The sequence below is a fragment of the Yersinia proxima genome (genome assembly GCF_902170785.1).
Classification (GTDB): domain Bacteria; phylum Pseudomonadota; class Gammaproteobacteria; order Enterobacterales; family Enterobacteriaceae; genus Yersinia; species Yersinia proxima.
Genome location: NZ_CABHYG010000017.1, coordinates 280,843 through 301,426, shown reverse-complemented (window position 1 = coordinate 301,426; position 20,584 = coordinate 280,843). Strand labels below are relative to the sequence as shown.

Genomic DNA, 20,584 nt, shown 5'->3' with positions numbered 1-20,584 from the left:
GGATACATAATAATAAAGACAGAAGAAGCCCTCAAACTTTCAGGTACAATTTTGCCAGTTATCACGTTATATATTCGAGGGATATTGATTATGGAAACCAGCATTATTACGTTAATGAAAGCATTCATTGGTGGCGCAGGAGCGGGGTTTGCATTTACGGGAGGCTTGTCATTTATAGTGCCCACATTAACCATTACCACATCCCTTGCATTTACATTTGCAGCAATTGGCAGTGTATTAATTGCGGGTATTTATCTGAGCAAACATTGGGGGAACTGAATTGGAACCACTCTCTTCCCTCTGGTACTCACCGCAGACCACTGATGAGTTAACAAAGTTCTACTGTATCATCTGTATTTCTTACATGCTGGTGCATATCGTATGGGATTGCATTTCAAAAAAGACACCAAAATTCGCATTGGAAAATCTACAATACAAACTTAATGAGCTATATTCGTCATCAACATTTGCCACTAGCTCATTTTTTATCGTGATGATTTTTGACATAAAAAACCCATTGAGAACATCAGATGCCTTTATATTTCCACTCATTGTCGCATCATTGACTGGGTTTATGATTTCTATATCTGCTATTGTTCCTAAACAACAAAAAATACAATAATCACACAACGCACACAATCTATTTTATTTATAGATTGTGCCTTGCTTAACCAATTAACCCACAAAAGATAATTTTCTTGTGGGTTAATTATCTAATGAGCACTAATGCTTGATGATGTAAATCATGTGGCTATATGCCACATCTTCTGGGTTAGTAATCGGATAACCTTTCACCCACGGCTTAATTAAACGCCCGTTAGTAAATTGATATATAGGTGCTATTGGCACTTGCTCTGCAATAATTTGTTCTGCTTTATTATAGTCATCACTTAGCGCTTTTGGATTAGTTTGCTTACCGGCTTCACTCAACAAACGATCATAATCCGCATTTGTAAACTTAGCGATATTGCCACTGTGTGTTGAAGTCAGTAATGACAGGAATGTAGACGGTTCATTATAATCCCCAACCCATGAAGCGCGAACTACATCGAAATTACCGGTATTGCGGCTATCAATATAGGTCTTCCACTCTTGGTTAATCATTTGAACATCCACACCCAATGTTTTCTTCCACATTGAAGCAATGGCGATGGCTAACTTTTGATTATTATCCGATGTGTTATACAGCAGCGACAATTTCAGTGGTTTATCAGGGCCATAACCCGCCGCATGCAGCAACGCTTTGGCTTGTGCATTCAATTCATCCTGATCTTGCTGTTGCAATAAATTCGTCACCGGATGGTAGCCAGCCGTAACATCAGGGGTAAAGTGGTAGGCGGGTTTCTCCCCTGTACCCAAAACTTTTTCAGCGATAATCTTACGGTCTATTGCATAAGATAATGCTTTGCGTACCCGAACATCATTTGTTGGCGCTCGCTGGGTATTAAATGCGTAATAATAAGTGCCTAATTGGTCGGGGGTATAAACCTGATCAGGAATATCTTTTAATAGTTTCTGATAGAGATTTTTGGGGAAGGATTCCGTAATATCAATATCGCCAGCCTGATAGCGCTTAGTGGCATTGGCTTCCTGATTGATAGGAATAAACGTTACTTTGGTGAGAACAGTATGAGCATGGTCCCAATAATAGTCATTTGGCACCAATACCAACTTCTCATTCACCACTCTGTCTTGTAGTTTGAATGCGCCATTTCCCACCAAATTTCCAACTTTCGTCCAGTCGCTACCATATTTTTCAACCACAGTTGAAGGCACCGGGAATAAACTGAAATTAGCGGTCAGGCTGGGAAAATAAGGCACTGGTTTGCTGAGTTTAACTTTGAGGGTGTAATCATTAACAGCACTGACCCCAAGAGTCTCTGGTGACATTTTCCCGGCAATAATCTGTTGTGCATTCTCCATCCCAGCCAGTTCCGCAAACCAGGCGAAAGGAGATAAACTTTTAGGGTCAACCAGACGACGCCAACTATACACAAAATCCTGCGCGGTCACGGGGTCGCCATTCGACCATTTAGCATCTTTGCGTAACGTGAAAATATAGGTTTGGTTATCAGACGTTTTCCAATTTGCCGCAACGCCGGGAATTATCTGTCCATGCGCATTCTGATTAACCAGTCCTTCGAATAGATCACGGGCAACCTGAGCTTCGATTAACCCAACCGCTTTCATTGGATCAAGGGACGCTGGCTCATCTTTAATATGACGAACGAGTTCTTGTTTTTCAGCCAATACGGTGCCCGCAGGGACATCAGCAGCATTTGCCGCGCCCAGCGCTGCCCCCACCAAAGCGGCACATAATGCATAACGGAAATAGCGCATAATTAATAACCTTTTCGTTGTCGTTCCATTTCAGCGAAAGTACTAACAAACTCTTATCAACATAAACTAGCAGATCAATGGGTTCAAAGTAATAATGCTAAATGATATGTTGAGTGCAATATGCACATAATTCTAAATAACAGAGAGTATCATGAGTCAATATCGTCCCCGCCCCACACGGGGAAATCTGATGAACTTAGGGCAACACTACGGTACTTCTCTGCTGGGGGCACCACTGATCTATTTTCCGGCCACCAATCCATCAGCGCAAGCCGGGCTGATTATCGCGGGGACTCATGGCGATGAAAGTGCGGCAATTGCGGCCCTCTCCTGCGCGTTACGTAGTATTTTCCCTGAACAACAGCGCCACCACGTGATATTGGCAGTCAATCCAGATGGCTGCCAATTGGGGCTGCGAGCGAATGCCAATGGTGTTGACCTCAATCGTAATTTTCCGGCTAAAAACTGGCAGACTGGCGAAACAGTATATCGCTGGAACAGTGTGGCTGATGCAAGAGATGTGGTGTTATCGACCGGAGAGTGTGCAGGATCAGAACCTGAAACCCAAGCATTGTGTACATTGATTACGCAGTTGTCCCCGCGCTGGGTGGTCTCTTTTCACGAGCCATTGGCCTGTATTGAAGATCCTGACAGCTCAGCACTCGGGGAGCAGTTGGCAGTAAACTTTAACTTACCACTGGTGACAAATGTGGGTTACGCCACTCCAGGGTCATTCGGCAGTTGGTGCGCCGACATCCAATTACCTTGTATTACTGCAGAATTGCCCCCCGTCTCTGCCGATGCAGCCAGTGAATGTTATCTGGCTGCCCTGATAGACTTACTCACAAGACCGGATTAAGCCGATAAATCGATAGCGCCGGTCGAGAAATGTAACCCATCCTCGACATCCTGTTGCAACCACGTCGGGCCATCCAGATCGACAAATCGAGCGCCTGGAGCCAGGGGTAATGCGGCACGAATTGCACGGGAAGTGCACAGCATACAGCCGAGCATAATGGCGAATCCGAGCGATTTTGCCTGTTCGGCCAACAATAATGCTTCTGTTAACCCGCCACTTTTATCCAGTTTAATGTTGACCATGTCATAACGGCCAACCAATCCCGCCAGATCAGTGCGAGTATGGCAACTCTCATCAGCACAAATGGGCAGCGGGTGGATAAAGTTCTGCAAAGAATCATCATCCCCTGCGGGTAATGGCTGCTCCAACATAGCCACCCCTAGATCTGCCAGTAACTGGCAACGCGCGGCTAAGCCCTCTGGCTGCCAGGATTCATTGGCGTCTACAATTAATGTCACTTCTGGCGCCGCGCTGCGGATTGCCACCAAACGCTCAGCAATCAGGTGGTCATCCAGTTTTATTTTCAATAACCTGGCTCCCTGATGTGCCAATGCGCTCGCACTGTGCGCCATCGCTTCCGGCGTCCCGATACTGACCGTCTGGGCCATAGAGATATGAGCGACCGGTGTCGTCTGGGTCAACTGCCATAAACTCTGCTGATTCTGCAAACATGCCAACTGCCATAACGCACAATCGACCGCATTCCTCGCTGCCCCAGCCGGCAATAACTGTTGTAAGCCTTCGCGTGAAACGCCCTGCTCAACGGCGCTGACCACCAAGGCTAACTGTGCCATCACGGAAGATTCACTTTCTCCGTAATGTGGATATGGAGTACATTCACCAAAAGCATGAATGCCAGCTTCCTCAATCTCGACAACCAGCACTTTTGCTTCGGTACGACTTCCGCGGGAAATAACAAATGCGGAATGTAGGGGCCAGGACTCTGGATAGCAACGCATGGTTCTCATTATGGTTCCTCAGAAAAATTCAGGGGCTGACTGTCGGTATTAGAACCTAATGTCAGTAAAATCTAAATTATTTAGCAAATTTCTCATATCCAAGCGGCTATTGTTACCTTAAACTGAACTTCGTGTTACACATCTGTAAAAGGGATCAAATAATGACACAGACAGTACATTTCCAAGGCAATCCAGTGACCGTTGCAGGTCAACTACCGCAACCCGGCGATAAAGCTAAAGATTTTACTTTGGTTGCGAAAGATTTATCTGATGTTGCGCTGAGCAGCTTTGTGGGTAAACGTAAAGTCCTGAATATCTTCCCAAGCATTGATACCGGTGTTTGTGCCGCATCTGTGCGCAAATTCAATCAATTGGCTGGCGAACTTGAGAACACCGTGGTTCTTTGTATCTCCTCTGACCTGCCATTTGCCCAATCACGTTTTTGCGGTGCTGAAGGCTTGAGCAATGTGACTACGTTGTCAACCTTGCGTGGCGCAGATTTCAAACAAACTTACGGTGTAGCCATTACTGAAGGCCCATTGGCAGGGTTGACCGCTCGTGCTGTAGTGGTTCTGGATGGTCAGGACAATGTTATCTACAGTGAGTTGGTTAACGAAATCACCTCTGAACCAGACTATGATGCCGCACTGGCAGCCCTGAAGTAACTCATACTAATTTGGTTTCAATAGCGTTTTAATACAAACGGCTGACCCTCTCGGGTACAGCCGTTTTTTATGGTTTTCTCTTTTACGCCTTATTCTTCTTCGCTTTCATCACTGGCAGAACGTTTACTACTTAAACCATATTCACGTAGTTTATTGGCGATTGCGGTGTGAGAAACACCAAGGCGCTTGGCAAGTTTACGTGTGCTGGGATAATTGCGATAAAGTCGAGTCAAGACAGAGCGTTCGAAACGTTTGCTAATATCGTCGAGCGAACCATCAAGGACTTCATCCCCCAGAACCGCTTCAACTTCAAATTCCGGTAAGACGATATCTTGTGGCCGTAACTCCGCACCTTCCAATTGGGTCAAGGCACGATAAATCGCATTTTTCAGTTGGCGGACATTACCTGGCCAACCGTAATTGGTCAGAAAACTACTCAGTTCAGGTGCCAGTTTCGGTCGGGGCACACCCTGTTCGTCAGAGAAACGCGCAACAAACAGTGCTGTCAGTGGCATGATATCGGCTTGACGCTCACGCAAAGGCGGTAAAGTGATAGTCAATACATTAAGGCGGTAATAGAGATCCTCGCGGAACTCGCCACGCTGTACTAATTCCACCAAATTCTTTTGGGTGGCACAAATAACCCGCACATCAACATGCACCTCATGCTCCTCTCCGACACGACGGAAAGTTCCGTCATTAAGGAAACGCAACAGCTTGATTTGCATGCGAGGCGACATTTCACCGATTTCATCTAACAGTACTGAGCCGCCATTAGCCTGTTCAAAGAAGCCTTTTTTGCCCTCAACAGCATTCGGGTATGCACCTGCGGCATAGCCAAATAGCTCACTTTCTACTACATCATCAGGTAAAGAGGCACAATTAAGACCGAGGAAAGGCATTTTCCCGCGAGGGCTGCGTAAATGACAAGCACGAGCCAGAAGGTCTTTGCCGGTGCCAGTATCACCAACCAACAATAGCGGTGCATCCAACATGGCTAATTTACGTGCTTGGTCAAGCACTTGACGCATTTTAACGCTGGTGGCAACAATCTGTTTAAATTCGGTATCATCATTTACCGATAAGATTTGCAGTTGTTTCCCCATGCGAGCGGTCGATTTTAACATCACCACAGCGCCTACCGTCTGGCTCTGTTGATTTTCGTCTTCAAGATGAATCGGTGTGATCTCCATCAGGTAATCCTGATTATTGATCAATACACGTTCGGTATGAGGTGCTGTTTCCCCCCCATCGAACCAACGAGCAAAATTATACCCACCCAGCAAGCTACCCGCAGTTTTGTGACGAACTTTCTCCTCATTTAAGGAGAACAACTCACGGGCAGCAGGGTTCGCTAACTCAAGGTTACCTTTTAAATCAATAGAAAATACCGGCTCTGGCATGGATTCAAGCAGCGCCCGCAGCGAACGGTGTTCTCGCTCTGATGGCATAAAGGAGACAGTGCGGACATCAGTCACTCCATCAATGCGTCGAATATCCATCATCAACGCACTAAATACACTGAAATCCAGCTGTGAGAAATTCAGATAAATACGGCCAATCGGATCAATTTCGATCCCACGTAAATCAATGCCGCGTAAAACCAAGAGATCAAGTAACTCTCTGGTGAGACCAATTCGGTCTTCGCAAAAAACTTCCAAGCGCATCAGTATCGACCTTATATAGGGCAGGTGCGGAATATCTGCCTATGATAATACCCTTTCCCCCCTTACTGATGAAGCGGTCTGTCAGCAAAAGTTGACAGGAATCGGCTTTTTGCTGTTTTTTCTCCCCAACAGCACTCACACAGATAAGAGAATCCACCCATATTGATGCCATATATAGCGAGTTATTAGTTTTTATACTAATAATTTAGAATTATATAATGACGAATACCGTCAATATCCTCGTCAACAACCGGTGACACTTTGCTTTATATCGGCCAGCTGGCTATAGTAGACATAGCCAATTGACCGAGGAGGTTACATGAGAGCATATCACCCCACCCCAGCGACCAGAACAGGGGCGCTATGGCGAGAGATTGGTTTGCCCGCCAGCCGCGGTACTGTATTGGTCGATAGCATCAAAATGGGCTTTTCTGTTGATGTCATTGACAGCATCCATCTATGGGCATCTATCCCAAAAGCTGAAATTTTGCGCGCGACCGGTATTCCCAGCCGCAGTTTGACACGCAGGCGCACACATGATGGCCGTTTCACTCCCGAAGAGAGTGAGCGAATTGCACGTTTCGTTCGGGTGATGGACGCGGCAGTTGACCTGTTTGGCGGTGATAAAGGCAAAGCTATCACTTGGATGTCCACTCCGATTAAAGGCCTGGGTCACCGTAGTCCGGATTCCTTACTGGAAACCGAAACCGGTGCATTGGAAGTCTGTGATTTGATTGGGCGCCTGGAGCACGGCGTATTTTCATAATTGAACGCTATAAAGGATCTGTAGCTTATGAAGATAAATCCGGCAGGCCGATACTTATGATGCTTTACCGCATTGTAATGCGCCGCTATCTTGCTTCAACCTGGACCGGCTATGGTGCTGAAATCTATGGTGGCCGCTGGAACCATAAGGGGCACGCTGCCATCTACTTAGCCAGTAGTGTATCACTGGCAATGTTGGAGACGTTGGTACATATTCAGGACAGCTCAACACTGAGTGAGTTCGAGTTATTCCAAATTGAAATCGAAGATAGCAACATTATGCTGCTTCAGCCGCAGGATTGGCCCAAAGACTGGCGCAGCGACCCCGCACCTGCGTCAACAATGGATATCGGTACAGAATGGCTGGAGTCAGAATCATCACTTGGATTACTGGTTCCATCCACTCTCGTACCATCAGAAAATAATCTGCTGCTCAACCCACAGCACAAAGATTTTCAAACCTGCCTAAGCAGTGTTGAACCCCTCTCTTTTGCCTTTGACCCACGGCTGAAATAGCGTTACTGCTGCACCGGTTTATCTTTTTTTGGCAAGGTACTTTTCAATTGACCGATCAATTGCCGGCGGAAATCGCCCAACTTAGGTTTATCATCCCCCAACCATGGCAATGGGCGACACAGCTCCATTGCTTTAATGCCCAGTCGGGCAGTTAGCAAACCTGCACCAATACCTTGCGCGGCGCGGGCGGATAGACGCGCGGCTAAATCCTGTGAGAGCCAGTCCATTCCTACTTCACGTACCAATTCAGATGCACCGGCAAAAGCAATATTGAGCAAGACCAAACGGAACAGACGGATGCGACTGAAATACCCTAACTCAATGCCATACAAAGCAGCAATACGATTAATCAGACGGATATTTCGCCAGGCGATAAATGCCATATCCACCAGCGCCAGCGGGCTGACGGCAATCATTAATGCTGACTCGGCGGCATAGCGGCTGATTTCGGCTCGCGCCAAATTATCCAGTGAAGGCTGAACCAGTTTGGCATACAGTTCAACGACTTCACGGTCATTATGGGTTTCATGTAGCGAGGCTTGCCAACGCTGGAGTGCCGGATGCCCTTGATCCAGCCCAGCCTGACGTGCCAACTTTTCACAAAACGCTCGCCCTTGGCCAATACCGTGACTCACCAGAAGCTCTCGCGCAATATCGCGCTCTTCAGCTCGTTGGCGTAGGCGGTACAAACGCCGCCACTCCGTCACCACAGAACCCACTCCCGCCAGCACGATAAGCCCCCCGGCAGTGGTGGCTCCCAGTGCAATCCAATCCTGCTGTTGCCATGCCTGATTAACCCATTGCACAGATTGAGCAATCACACTGGCACCAAACAGGGCTACCCCCGCCGTCACCATTTTACGCCACAGGCTGCGTTTTGGTTTCAATGCTGCATTAACCAGCCCTTCTACCCGCCCCTCTTCATTCTCTGCGTCCAGTTCTGGAGCCGCGGGATAGAAATTTTCAGCCGCATGTTCGTCAAAAGCGTGTGCCGCTTTTAATACCGGTTCGTCTAAGGGTTGCAAAGGCTGTTCAAAATCGATCCGGGGTTTTAAAGGCTCGCTCATCGCAATTTATCTCCCAATAAAAATTCCATGACGGCATCAAGGCGAATATGGGGCAATGGGCTGTCAATATGCACGGCTTGCGGACGGAATTCATCAAAATGAAACCCTTGTTGTTGCCAAAATGCGGGGCCGGGTAAGCGCGCCGGAACATCGCCGGGGAAGACCGTTAGCGGTGCACCATCAGTTAGCCGATTGCCGCGTAATGCAGGTATTTTCTGCCCTTGATGCTCAACAATGCCGCTTTGTGTCGCCTGTACCGACGCCAGCCCAACGCAATCCATGCTGATCCCTTCAAATGCGGCATTTTGCCAGGCCTCCTGTACCAATTGTTGCAGCAAGGAGACCAAATTAGCATGCTGATCGGCCGTCACGTGGTCGGCTTTGGTTGCTGCAAACATCAGCTTATCGATACACGGAGAGAATAAACGACGGAATAACGTGCGCTTTCCGTAATGGAAGCTCTGCATCAATTGCGTCAACGCCAGGCGCATATCATTAAACGCCTGCGGCCCGCTATTCAGGGGTTGTAGACAATCCACCAGCACGATTTGCCGGTCAAAACGCACAAAATGTTCTTTGTAAAAACCTTTCACGACCGAGTTGCAGTAATAATTAAAACGAGTACGCAACATGCCCAAATTAGAATGTTTATCAGCTTGAGCCAATCGCGATTCGCCAAGATCAGTGACATCCGGCCACGGGAAGAACTGCAATGCAGGCGCACCTGCCATATCACCCGGTAACACAAAACGACCCGGTTGAATAAAATGCAGGCCTTCATTTTTGCAACGAATCAGATAATCAGTATAAGCCTGAGCAATCGCTGCCAATTGATTTTCATCGGCCGGGGCCAGCGGATCGCACTGCTGGCACAGTGTCAACCAAGGTTTGGCCCACTCAGCGCGATCTCCTTGTAACAAACCTGCCATCTGGCGCGACCAACTCAAATAATCTTGTTCCAGCATGGGTAAATCCAACAACCATTCACCCGGATAATCGACAATTTCCAGATACAGCGTTGATGTCTCTTTAAAATGGCGCAACAGAGAGTCGCTGGAGCGAAAACGCAAAGCCAAACGAATTTCGCTCACACCCCGGGTCGGGGTTGGCCAATTAGGCGGCGTACCATATAAAGAGGCCAGACCTTCATCGTAAGTAAAGCGCTGAATGCCCAAATCACGCTGCGGCACCCGTTTTACACCCAGTAAACGCTCTTCACGCACAGCAGAAAACAGCGGCAAACGTGCGCCGCTGTGGACATGAAGTAATTGATTCACCAGAGAAGTGATAAATGCGGTTTTCCCGCTGCGGCTCAAGCCGGTTACTGCCAACCGCAGATGCCTATCCATCCCGCGATTGACCAATGACGTAATCTCATTTTGCAGTCGTTTCATGCTTCTCCTTGGCAAATTGACCCGCCGCCGCCCCCATTGCACGTTTTAGCATGGGTTCCAACATCATCAGCAACAACCAGCGCAGGGGCTTACGGCTGACATTTCTGACGATAAAACCTGCTGCACCTGCCGGGCCATAGGTCAATGCGACACTAAAAATAATTTTAATTAGTGTGGTTAATACTACACCTGCACGGCTTCGGGCGGGATTATTGTTCATCTTTATGCCCTCCGGCAGACTTTAGCGTTAATTAAAAGAATCATCTCACAACTGACGAAAACGGCTCTGCACTCCAAAGGTTTCGGAAGTGACATAGCGCTCAACCTGGCGCAGACGTTGCTCTCCTGCCCCCAATTCATACTCTAACTGATCAAGTAGTTGGCGCGGTGTCGCCTCTGGATGTTCACTGAAACTGGAAGCAGGTGCAGGTTCCAGCATGAAAGTCAGCACGATATAAGCTGCTATCGTGAAAACAAACAGACCAAAGAACAGCGATAACACCACCATCACACGAATCAGCCGCACCGGAATATCAAAATAGTGCGCTAACCCGGCGCAAACACCTTTGATCATGCCCTCTTCTGGCACGCGATAGAGTTTCTTTTTACTTAACATGCTGTTTTTAAATGAATTATTTTTAAACATATCGCCCATTATGACTGCCTCCAATTTGGATGCTCAGCATCAAGAATTTCTTCCAATGCCTGAATGCGCTCACGCATCCGACGCGCATCGTCAGTTAACTGCGACAGACGCTGCATATCCTGATGGCTAAGTTGGGCACCACTTTGTTGGCGATTGCTGTAATGCAGCCACAACCAAATCGGTGCTACAAACAACACAAAAATGGTCAACGGTATGGCAAGAAATAGGATACTCATTGGTTCCCCTCAATTATACCCATCATACTTCAAGCTGCATGTGTGTTGGCTGCCTTCGTTCACCTCAGTCACTTACTTGTGTAAGCTCCTGGGGACTCGCTCAGTTGCCGCCTTCCTGCAGCTCGAATTATTGGTGTATATATGCTCGCGGATATCCGCATTTTAATCATGGCAGGCCGTCTGTATGCCGACGGCCTGACGAGGTGTTTTTCTGAAATTTAGCGATAACTTATTGCGCTGAATTCATTTTTGCTTTCAGTGCGGCCAGTTGGTTGCTAATTTCATCATCAGCTTTCAATTCGGCAAACTGGCTTTCCAATGACTTTTGTTTACCCATACCGACAGTTTCAGCCTCAGCTTCCATGTGATCAATACGGCGCTCAAACTGTTCAAAACGTGCCATTGCTTCATCCAGCTTGCCACTGTCTAACTGACGGCGAACATCGCGAGATGATGCGGCCGCCTGATGACGTAATGTCAGCGCCTGCTGACGGGCACGAGTTTCAGTTAATTTACTTTCAAGCTCAGTAATTTCGTGCTTCATGCGGGTGAGCGTTTCATCAACTGTGGCGACTTCCCGCGTCAAGGTATCAATCAGTGCCACCACTTTTTGTTTTTCAATCAGGGCAGCACGCGCCAAATCTTCTTTATCTTTGCGCAAAGCCAGTTCGGCTTTATCCTGCCACTCTTGCTGCTGGCTTTCACAGTGTTCAATGCGACGTAGCAGCTGTTTTTTCTCAGCCAGTGCACGGGCCGACGTTGAGCGGATCTCAACCAGTGTATCTTCCATTTCCTGAATCATCAGCCGCACCAGCTTCTGTGGATCTTCGGCTTTATCCAGTAATGTATTGATGTTGGCGTTCACGATATCGGCAAAACGAGAGAAAATACCCATAATTTACATCCTCTTTAAACTGATTGGCGTTTGGTTGCGCCGATTCACATAATTTCAATAGTGATATATCAAGAGTCGTGCCAACTTTTTGATAAAGTTAATGCATTGAAAATAAACATAAAATATTTTTTGATTGTTGTAAGATAAAATGTAGAGTGATTACTTTAACCAACTATTGGCGAATTTCATCATGAGTGAGCAATTAGAAAACCTGTTAGGCCAGGCCAACGCTTTTGTTGAAGTGCTGGAGCAAGTTTCAGGATTAGCAAAACTGAATAAGCCGGTGTTGGTGATTGGTGAACGAGGCACTGGCAAGGAACTGATAGCCCATCGCCTGCATTATTTGTCCAACCGTTGGCAGGGCCCCTTCATTTCGCTCAATTGCGCTGCTCTTAATGAAAATTTACTCGATTCAGAGCTGTTCGGCCACGAGGCCGGAGCTTTTACTGGTGCGCAGAAGCGTCATCTTGGCCGTTTTGAACGCGCAGATGGCGGCACTCTGTTTTTAGATGAACTGGCAACTGCCCCCATGTTGGTACAGGAAAAACTATTACGGGTGATTGAGTATGGCCATCTGGAGCGTGTTGGCGGGAGTCAACCCTTGCAGGTGGATGTTCGTTTAGTGTGTGCAACCAATGATAACTTGCCCGCGCTGGCCGCCGCCGGGAAATTCCGGGCTGATTTACTCGACCGCCTGGCATTTGATGTGGTGCAACTGCCGCCGTTGCGTGAACGCCAACAAGATATTATGTTGCTGGCAGAGCATTTTGCCATTCAGATGTGCCGGGAATTAGGTCTGCCACTGTTCCCTGGATTTACACCTCAAGCCGAACAGCAATTACTGGAATATCATTGGCCGGGAAATGTGCGCGAGCTGAAAAATGTCGTCGAGCGCTCAGTATATCGCCACGGCGACAGCAGTAAGGCGCTGGATAACATTATTATCGACCCTTTTGCACACCGGCAGAACATAGAAAATAGCCGTATCGAGCGCAGCAACGCTGACAACCAAACCAGCGAGTTGCCCACCTTACCGCTCAATCTTAAAGATTGGCTGCATAATAGTGAAAAACAGATACTCAAGCAGGCATTGGAACAGGCGCGATTTAATCAACGCAAGGCAGCCAGCTTGTTGGGGCTGACTTACCATCAATTACGCGGCATGCTGAAGAAACATCAAATATTGGCAGGTGAACAATAAATCAGCCTACGGTGATAAACGGAGGGCGCTGACTGGAATATCAGTCGGCACCTTCAATTCCACGTAGATATTTATTTTTAACGCAAACATTAACAGGGAGACTGATTAAATACGCCGCTTGTGCAAAACTGGACATCCCTTTTGCTGCATTCCCATTTGTTCTGTCATCCGCTATGGCGCCATACCACTTATCATCTATCTTGATATTAATCGCATCGAGAGATATATCATCCGGCCGCCACATAATGCTCGCATTATAATTTTTAATTATCCGTTTATAAATCATAATACCTTCATCAATATCGCATTGTGATTTTAAATCACCCGGTTTCGTCGCGAATGCAGGGATGCATATAAATATAATAGCCCCGCAAGTAATTAATTTCATAATATAACCACCCCATTTAGTGATATATGAAAGTTAGCTTTATAAAATAGCCACTAGCTTAAACATTTTCCCATGACCGCTATAGATTGAATCCAGACTTCGTTTGAAACTTATTGAATCCATACTGCCAAAACAGGCCCTAATCATAGGTCTTATTCCCATTCTTAACATCCAGACTCGCATCATATTCATAGTTGACGGTATAATAAAAACATTATGGTAAGGATTCATGCTGGCACTCGAACGTGTTTGCCGATATAACGGGTTGGGGATATATCCGTTAAGTATAACTCTGCCCTCTTCAAGTAGATATGACGTTGCTGACATGATCTGTTCCGCTAAGACACTGCGATGAGCCATCCATTCGGATAAGTAAGGTGCATAGCGAAAAATGCGATGAATTTCCTGCTGGACCTCACTCGCCCCCAATCGTAATAAAAAATCCAAGGTATAATCTGCACTATACATATTAGTATCAGCGCGTATTTGATAAATATAGGCTTTTGCACTACTGGTTATGGTTGTTTCTATATTTTTCAATACTCGCTCTAAATAACTATATGCAAAACCCCGATCAGATGTAGTAGAAATAAATGCGCTATCTGCCGATTGGTTGTCGATACTACGGCAACTTCTACCACTAAGGTGATCAAGGACTAAATCATTGTCTCCAGAAGAAGAGAAACCCGTACTGAATATTTCATTATGATCGCGAGTATCAACCCGCCAAACGATATCCGGGGGTTTAGCTCTACTATTAAAATTTACCAGGCAGAAGATAAGCAATGAAATCATTAACTGATATCGATCCATGATGCCCCCAATAGCATATAAATGTAATTTGGTTACTCATATATTTCATGCATGAATATAGCAACGGGTATATTGATGTCATAATCCAAAATATCTGGGAACATACATGATAAATATCATTATCATTTAAAATTAAATCGTGAATGGACGTCTGTACGCATAATATTTGACAGGGAAATGACAGCAGGTGAACAGGTAAAAAAAAAAGCCAGCACCCGAGCTGGCTTAAAAAACACTGGAAGCAATGTGAGCAATGTCGTGCTTTTCTGTCAAAAGCCTGAAACCTTAGGCTTTGTTCCGAAGAGCAAAGTGATGATAATGGTTATCAATAGCACTTGCAAACACTTTGTTGAGAATTTTTCTCATTCCCACACTGATTCTGCTGGAATTACGTACAACCTCAGAATATAAAAACCTTTACCACTAACGATATCGCCACTATTTCTCAATGAGTAAACAGTAAGTTGCTATCTATTACTCACAATTGCTGCAACAAACAGCAGACAGCGCAGTTGTTTTGCTCAATGGATTGGGAGGAGTGGCAGATTACGGTACACTAAGAGTATTGCTTACTAACTGCGAAAGCGTTTATGCGTGTTCTACTCATTTGGATGCTGTCGCTGGCTTGCCTTGCGACCCCAGCACTGGCGCAACCTGCCCCAGCTGCCGAACCTACTCAGCCCCTGCCGGATATCCGTCAGCGTGGTTTTGTCTATTGTGTCAGTGGAATACTGAATACTTTTAACCCGCAGATGGCCAGTAGTGGATTAACCATCGATACCCTTGCGGCGCAGCTTTATGACCGCTTATTGGATGTTGACCCCTATACCTACCGGCTAAGCCCTGAATTGGCAGAAAGCTGGCAGGTGTTGGATAACGGCGCCACCTACCGTTTTCATTTGCGTAAAGATGTCCCTTTCCAGACTACCGATTGGTTTACTCCCACGCGAAAGATGAATGCTGATGATGTGGTGTTCAGTTTCCAACGAGTGTTTGATTCGCAGCATCCTTATCATGGTGTCAATGGCGGTGAATACCCTTACTTTGATAGCCTGCAATTTGCTGATGCCGTGCAAAGTGTCAAAAAAATTGATGACTATACCGTTGAATTTAAACTGAAAGCCCCCGATGCATCATTCCTTTGGCATTTAGCAACCCACTATGCGCCTATCCTTTCAGCCGAATATGCCGATGTATTAACCCAAGAGGGCCGACAAGAGCAAATCGACCGCGAACCCGTGGGCACTGGCCCCTTCTTGTTAAACGAGTATCGCTCTGGGCAATATATCCGTTTGTTCCGTAACAGTGACTATTGGAAAGGTTTGCCGCGCATGCCACAGGTCGTCATTGATCTGGGCGCGGGCGGAACAGGCCGTCTATCCAAGTTACTCACCGGCGAATGTGATGTGTTGGCCTATCCCGCTGCGAGCCAATTATCTATTTTACGTGATGACCCGCGCCTACGATTAACCCTGCGCCCGGGGATGAACGTGGCTTATCTGGCCTTTAATACCCGCAAGCCGCCGCTGAATGATCAACGTGTCCGCCAGGCAATTGCTTTATCTATTAACAACCAACGATTGATGCAATCAATCTATTATGGCACTGCGGAAACTGCAGCATCCATTTTGCCTCGTGCATCATGGGCTTATGATAATCAGGCCCAGGTCACCGAATATAATCCGGAAAAAGCCAAAGCGATCCTCAAAGAGTTGGGTATCACCAAGCTGCAACTCAATCTATGGGTGCCGACAGCATCGCAGTCCTATAACCCCAGCCCATTAAAAACGGCGGAGTTGATACAAGCAGACTTAGCGCAGGTCGGGATAACCGTGAATATCGTGCCAGTCGAAGGCCGCTTCCAGGAAGCTCGCCTGATGGAGATGAGCCACGACCTGACGCTCTCCGGCTGGTCAACAGACAGTAATGACCCCGACAGTTTCTTCCGCCCTCTATTAAGTTGTGCGGCAATTCGTTCGCAAACAAACTATGCTCATTGGTGTGACCCTGAGTTTGATGAGCTATTGCAAAAAGCCTTACGTTCTCAGCAATTATCGGCGCGTATTGAATATTATCAGCAAGCCCAACGCATTTTGGAACAGCAACTGCCGCTGTTACCTCTGGCGTCATCCTTGCGGTTACAAGCATATCGTTATGATATTAAAGGTTTAGTTTTAAGCCCGTTTGGTAACTCTTCTTTTGCAGGAGTGTTTCGCGAAAATCAGCCTCGAGAAAACCAGTCTCGCGAAAGTAATCGCGCTGAGGGCAAAAAGCCATGATAATCTTCACATTACGGCGCTTATTACTGCTGGTGATAACGTTATTTATGTTGTCATTGGTCAGTTTTAGCCTGAGCTATTTTACCCCTCATGCCCCCTTAAACGGCGCATCACTGTTGGATGCTTATCGTTTCTATTTCAGCAGCCTGCTTCAGTGGGATTTTGGCGTTTCCAGCATTAATGGTCAGCCCATCAGCGAGCAATTGCGCGAGGCTTTTCCTGCCACTATGGAGTTGTGTGTTCTGGCCTTTGCCCTGGCGCTATTTGTCGGTATCCCGCTGGGGATTATTGCCGGAGTGATGCGCGGCAAATTTGCCGATCTGGCGATCAGTTCAATTGCACTTATCGGTTTCTCAATCCCAGTATTTTGGCTGGCTCTGCTATTAATGTTGTTCTTTTCACTGCATTTAGGTTGGCTGCCAGTCTCTGGACGTTTTGATCTATTGTATCAAGTCAAACCCGTCACCGGACTGGCTTTAGTCGATGCATGGCTGTCACCCTCGCCGTATCGTAAAGAGATGATGCTCAGCGCGCTACAACATATGATTTTACCCATCACAGCTCTGGCCGTAGCCCCCACCACGGAAGTCATTCGTCTGATGCGCACCAGTACCGATGATGTTATCGGGCAAAACTATATTAAAGCGGCGGCAACTCGCGGTTTGTCTCGATTTACCATTATTCGCCGCCATGTATTGCACAATGCTTTACCCCCCATCATTCCGAAATTGGGGTTACAGTTTTCAACCATGCTGACATTGGCGATGATAACCGAAGTGGTGTTTAACTGGCCGGGGTTAGGTCGTTGGCTAATCAATGCGATTCGGCAACAAGATTACGCCGCAATTTCAGCCGGTGTGATGGTGGTTGGTTCGTTGGTTATCGTCATTAACGTCCTGTCGGATATTCTGGGCGCGATGATGACGCCGTTAAAGCATAAGGAATGGTATGCCCTTCGATAATGTCTACCGCGAGAAGAAAATGCCCAGCCCGCTGCTCTATACCTGGCGGCTTTTCTATGCCGATGGCCTGGCAATGGTGGGGTTTTATGGCGTGCTGGGTTTATTATTACTCTGTGTGTTGGGCAGCACACTGGCTCCTTACGCGCTCGATCAACAGTTTTTGGGCTACCAATTACTGCCCCCCTCATGGTCACGTTACGGCAATGTCTCTTTCTTCCTGGGCACTGATGACTTAGGGCGCGATATTTTAAGCCGTTTATTAGCGGGCACTGCATCTACTTATGGGTCGGCGCTATTGGTGACAGTGGCAGCAGCACTGTGTGGCGTGATCCTCGGGGTGTTTGCCGGTATTACCCACGGTTTTCGTTCAGCAATTCTTAATCATGTGCTCGATACATTGCTCTCTATCCCGTCGCTGCTGCTAGCCATTATTGTGGTGGCCTTTGTTGGCCCGAGTTTAGAACACGCCATGTTCGCCGTCTGGCTGGCATTACTTCCCCGCATGGTACGCACTATTTACAGTGCCGTGCATGATGAATTGGATAAAGAATATGTGATTGCCGCCCGTCTGGATGGTGCATCTACTCCCCATATTTTGGCCTATGCCATTTTGCCGAATATCGCGGCAGTGTTAGTCACTGAATTTACTCGTGCGCTCTCAATGGCGATTTTGGATATTGCGGCCTTGGGTTTTCTCGATTTAGGCGCGCAATTACCCTCGCCAGAATGGGGGGCGATGCTCGGAGATTCACTGGATTTAGTCTATGTCGCGCCGTGGACCGTAATGTTACCCGGTGCGGCAATTTTGGTCAGTGTACTGCTGGTTAATCTGTTAGGTGATGGTATGCGCCGAGCTATTAATGCGGGGGTGGAATAATGCCATTACTTGATATTCGCAACCTCACTATTGAGTTTATGACCGCAGAAGGAATGGTGAAGGCGGTTGACCGCATCAGTATCACTCTTACGGAAGGCGAAGTCCGTGGAATAGTTGGTGAATCAGGCTCGGGCAAGAGCTTGATTGCCAAGGCTATCTGTGGCGTAAGCAAAGATAACTGGCGTATTACCGCCGACCGTTTTCGCTTTAATGATATTGACCTGTTGCAACTGACTCCCCGTGAGCGACGTAAGGTGATCGGCCATAATATTTCGATGATCTTTCAGGAACCGCAATCCTGTTTGGATCCATCAGAAAGTATTGGTCGGCAACTGGTACAAGCTATCCCAGGCTGGACTTATAAAGGCCGCTGGTGGCAGCGGTTTCATTGGCGTAAACGGCGGGCAATCGAGCTGCTGCATCGGGTGGGGATTAAAGACCATAAAGATATTATGGGCAGCTACCCCTACGAACTGACCGAAGGCGAATGCCAGAAGGTGATGATTGCTATTGCGCTGGCCAATCAGCCCCGTTTACTGATTGCCGATGAGCCCACCAATGCGATGGAACCCACCACTCAGGCACAGATTTTCCGTTTGCTGGCGCGGCTGAATCAAAACAATAACACCACGATTTTGCTGATCAGCCATGATTTGCAGATGATGAGTAAGTGGGCCACGCGAATTAATGTGCTGTATTGCGGTCAGACGGTGGAAAGTGCGGTCTGTGAAGACCTGCTGGCATCCCCACACCATCCTTACACTCAAGCGCTTATTCGCGCCATGCCTGACTTTGGCCGTTCTCTGCCACACAAAAGTCGGCTGAATACTTTGCCGGGAGCGATTCCGTCATTGGAACACCTGCCGATCGGCTGTCGTCTGGGGCCTCGCTGCCCTTACGCCCAGAAAACCTGTATCGAAACACCGCGCTTGCGATTGGTGAAAAACCACGCCTTTGCCTGCCACTTCCCCTTAAATCTGGAGGAGCAATAATGGCCGAGACACTGCTCGAAGTCCGTAACCTGAGCAAAACCTTTCGCTATCGCACTGGCCTGTTTCGTCGCCAGCATGTAGAGGCGGTCAAAGCGGTCAGTTTCACCTTACGCGAAGGACAAACACTGGCGGTTATTGGTGAAAATGGTTCGGGTAAATCTACCTTGGCAAAAATGCTGTCGGGCATGATTGAACCGACCGACGGTGAATTGCTTATCGACGACCACCGCCTGGTGTATGGTGATTATGCTTATCGCAGCCAGCGGATTAGGATGATTTTCCAGGATCCCAGTACCTCACTTAACCCGCGTCAACGTATTGGCCAACTACTGGATGCACCGTTAAAGCTGAATACCGATCTAGATGCCGCCGCGCGCGAACAGCGCATCAACCAAACTTTACGCCAGGTGGGGTTACTGCCTGATCACGCTAATTACTACCCTCATATGCTGGCCTCCGGGCAGAAACAGCGTATCGCGCTGGCACGTGCATTGATTCTGCAACCAAAAGTGATTGTTGCTGATGAAGCCTTGGCATCTCTGGATATGTCTATGCGTTCACAGATTATTAATCTGATGCTGGAGTTACAGGAAAAGCACGGCATATCGTATATTTATGTGACCCAACACTTAGGCATGATGAAGCATATCAGTGACCAGGTGATTGTGATGCATGAAGGGGAAGTTGTGGAGCGCGGCAGTACCGCAGAAGTGCTCGCAGCACCCTTGCATGACCTAACTAAGCGATTGATTTCCAGTCATTTTGGTGAAGCGCTGACCGCAGATGCCTGGCGGCGGGATAACGCAAACTTCTAACCACGGCAGAATTAATGTGACATTGTCACCTCTCCGCTAACAAACCTGCCTCCGCGATCATCTGATCGCGGAAATTTTATGATCCTATATGAGGTTAATGGCAAAGCTATTGGTGACTGCTAACAAAGTCAAATGAAGGGGAATCGTGCCGTTGGGGCCGTAGCGACGGAGTCGCCGGAGCGCCCCTAGGTGCGGTAAACTCTTCACTCACTGAGTCTGATACCCCCGTTAGCCAGTTATTAACTAAC

General features: G+C 47.4%; 22 protein-coding genes. 11 read left to right on the top strand and 11 right to left on the bottom strand.

Going from position 1 to position 20,584, the window contains the following annotated elements:
* Positions 1-90: 90 nt before the first annotated feature.
* Positions 91-279 (top strand): hypothetical protein, encoded by a 189-nt coding sequence (locus tag FTB31_RS17660; RefSeq protein ID WP_050078566.1) that lies wholly within the window; start codon positions 91-93, stop codon positions 277-279.
* 444 nt (positions 280-723) lie between these two features.
* On the opposite strand, the gene FTB31_RS17655 is transcribed toward FTB31_RS17660, so the two are convergent.
* Entirely contained in the window at positions 724-2,340 is a 1,617-nt protein-coding gene (locus FTB31_RS17655; RefSeq protein WP_050078565.1) for a peptide ABC transporter substrate-binding protein, read from the bottom strand.
* A gap of 151 nt (positions 2,341-2,491) precedes the next feature.
* On the opposite strand from FTB31_RS17655, the gene mpaA reads away from it, so the two are divergent.
* On the top strand, positions 2,492-3,199 hold the full coding sequence (gene mpaA / locus FTB31_RS17650; protein ID WP_050078563.1) for a murein tripeptide amidase MpaA: 708 nt from the start codon (positions 2,492-2,494) through the stop codon (positions 3,197-3,199).
* Here mpaA and ycjG read toward each other — a convergent pair.
* Complete coding sequence (gene ycjG / locus FTB31_RS17645) at positions 3,196-4,167, bottom strand: L-Ala-D/L-Glu epimerase (protein WP_227731660.1); 972 nt, start codon at positions 4,165-4,167, stop codon at positions 3,196-3,198. The two genes, mpaA and ycjG, sit on opposite strands and share 4 nt — an antisense overlap.
* 152 nt (positions 4,168-4,319) lie before the next feature.
* On the opposite strand from ycjG, the gene tpx reads away from it, so the two are divergent.
* Positions 4,320-4,823, top strand: a complete 504-nt coding sequence (gene tpx / locus FTB31_RS17640; RefSeq protein ID WP_050078561.1) for a thiol peroxidase — start codon at positions 4,320-4,322, stop codon at positions 4,821-4,823.
* An 89-nt stretch (positions 4,824-4,912) separates the two neighbouring features.
* Here tpx and tyrR read toward each other — a convergent pair whose 3' ends face one another.
* The gene (tyrR, locus tag FTB31_RS17635) at positions 4,913-6,490 is read right to left on the bottom strand and encodes a transcriptional regulator TyrR (protein ID WP_227731659.1); all 1,578 of its coding nucleotides are present in this window, start codon (positions 6,488-6,490) and stop codon (positions 4,913-4,915) included.
* A gap of 319 nt (positions 6,491-6,809) precedes the next feature.
* On the opposite strand from tyrR, the gene xre reads away from it, so the two are divergent.
* Both xre and FTB31_RS17625 read left to right on the top strand, forming a co-directional pair.
* Positions 6,810-7,256 (top strand): type II toxin-antitoxin system antitoxin Xre, encoded by a 447-nt coding sequence (gene xre, locus FTB31_RS17630; protein WP_050078558.1) that lies wholly within the window; start codon positions 6,810-6,812, stop codon positions 7,254-7,256.
* Between the two features lie 56 nt (positions 7,257-7,312).
* A complete protein-coding gene (locus FTB31_RS17625; RefSeq protein ID WP_050078556.1) occupies positions 7,313-7,771 on the top strand; it encodes an RES family NAD+ phosphorylase in 459 nt (152 codons plus the stop codon).
* A gap of 2 nt (positions 7,772-7,773) precedes the next feature.
* Here the strand turns inward: FTB31_RS17625 and FTB31_RS17620 are convergent, their stop codons facing one another.
* From FTB31_RS17620 to pspA, 6 genes are all read right to left on the bottom strand, one after another.
* The gene (locus FTB31_RS17620; protein WP_050078555.1) at positions 7,774-8,838 is read right to left on the bottom strand and encodes a YcjF family protein; all 1,065 of its coding nucleotides are present in this window, start codon (positions 8,836-8,838) and stop codon (positions 7,774-7,776) included.
* The gene (locus tag FTB31_RS17615; RefSeq protein WP_077294016.1) at positions 8,835-10,232 is read right to left on the bottom strand and encodes a YcjX family GTP-binding protein; all 1,398 of its coding nucleotides are present in this window, start codon (positions 10,230-10,232) and stop codon (positions 8,835-8,837) included. Before FTB31_RS17615 ends, FTB31_RS17620 begins: the two co-directional genes overlap by 4 nt.
* Positions 10,213-10,452, bottom strand: a complete 240-nt coding sequence (gene pspD / locus FTB31_RS17610; RefSeq protein WP_005169543.1) for a phage shock protein PspD — start codon at positions 10,450-10,452, stop codon at positions 10,213-10,215. Before pspD ends, FTB31_RS17615 begins: the two co-directional genes overlap by 20 nt.
* A gap of 45 nt (positions 10,453-10,497) precedes the next feature.
* On the bottom strand, positions 10,498-10,887 hold the full coding sequence (gene pspC / locus FTB31_RS17605) for an envelope stress response membrane protein PspC (protein ID WP_050078551.1): 390 nt from the start codon (positions 10,885-10,887) through the stop codon (positions 10,498-10,500).
* Positions 10,887-11,114: an envelope stress response membrane protein PspB gene (gene pspB, locus FTB31_RS17600; protein WP_005161022.1), complete on the bottom strand. Its 228-nt coding sequence runs from the start codon at positions 11,112-11,114 to the stop codon at positions 10,887-10,889. Before pspB ends, pspC begins: the two co-directional genes overlap by 1 nt.
* 229 nt (positions 11,115-11,343) lie before the next feature.
* The gene (gene pspA / locus FTB31_RS17595) at positions 11,344-12,009 is read right to left on the bottom strand and encodes a phage shock protein PspA (protein WP_077174682.1); all 666 of its coding nucleotides are present in this window, start codon (positions 12,007-12,009) and stop codon (positions 11,344-11,346) included.
* 190 nt (positions 12,010-12,199) lie between these two features.
* Here pspA and pspF point away from each other — a divergent pair, with 190 nt between their 5' ends.
* Positions 12,200-13,210 (top strand): phage shock protein operon transcriptional activator, encoded by a 1,011-nt coding sequence (gene pspF / locus FTB31_RS17590; protein ID WP_050078548.1) that lies wholly within the window; start codon positions 12,200-12,202, stop codon positions 13,208-13,210.
* Between the two features lie 40 nt (positions 13,211-13,250).
* Here pspF and ytxB read toward each other — a convergent pair whose 3' ends face one another.
* Positions 13,251-13,598 (bottom strand): putative AB5 enterotoxin binding subunit YtxB, encoded by a 348-nt coding sequence (ytxB, locus tag FTB31_RS17585; protein WP_077174681.1) that lies wholly within the window; start codon positions 13,596-13,598, stop codon positions 13,251-13,253.
* Between the two features lie 39 nt (positions 13,599-13,637).
* The gene (gene ytxA, locus FTB31_RS17580) at positions 13,638-14,411 is read right to left on the bottom strand and encodes a putative AB5 enterotoxin ADP-ribosylating subunit YtxA (RefSeq protein WP_077174680.1); all 774 of its coding nucleotides are present in this window, start codon (positions 14,409-14,411) and stop codon (positions 13,638-13,640) included.
* Positions 14,412-15,001: 590 nt separating this feature from the next.
* On the opposite strand from ytxA, the gene sapA reads away from it, so the two are divergent.
* From sapA to sapF, 5 genes are read left to right on the top strand one after another with little or no spacing between them, the layout of a single operon-like run.
* Positions 15,002-16,690, top strand: a complete 1,689-nt coding sequence (sapA, locus tag FTB31_RS17575; RefSeq protein WP_077174679.1) for an ABC transporter substrate-binding protein SapA — start codon at positions 15,002-15,004, stop codon at positions 16,688-16,690.
* Positions 16,687-17,652 carry a putrescine export ABC transporter permease SapB gene (sapB, locus tag FTB31_RS17570; protein WP_050078544.1) on the top strand — a complete coding sequence of 322 codons (966 nt, stop codon included), beginning with the start codon at positions 16,687-16,689 and terminating at the stop codon, positions 17,650-17,652. Before sapA ends, sapB begins: the two co-directional genes overlap by 4 nt.
* Positions 17,639-18,529, top strand: coding sequence for a putrescine export ABC transporter permease SapC (gene sapC / locus FTB31_RS17565; protein WP_050078542.1), 891 nt, complete (start codon positions 17,639-17,641; stop codon positions 18,527-18,529). The genes sapB and sapC overlap by 14 nt, the downstream gene beginning before the upstream one ends.
* The gene (gene sapD / locus FTB31_RS17560) at positions 18,529-19,521 is read left to right on the top strand and encodes a putrescine export ABC transporter ATP-binding protein SapD (protein ID WP_005169513.1); all 993 of its coding nucleotides are present in this window, start codon (positions 18,529-18,531) and stop codon (positions 19,519-19,521) included. Before sapC ends, sapD begins: the two co-directional genes overlap by 1 nt.
* Positions 19,521-20,336, top strand: coding sequence for a putrescine export ABC transporter ATP-binding protein SapF (gene sapF / locus FTB31_RS17555; RefSeq protein WP_077174678.1), 816 nt, complete (start codon positions 19,521-19,523; stop codon positions 20,334-20,336). The genes sapD and sapF overlap by 1 nt, the downstream gene beginning before the upstream one ends.
* Positions 20,337-20,584: the final 248 nt, after the last annotated feature.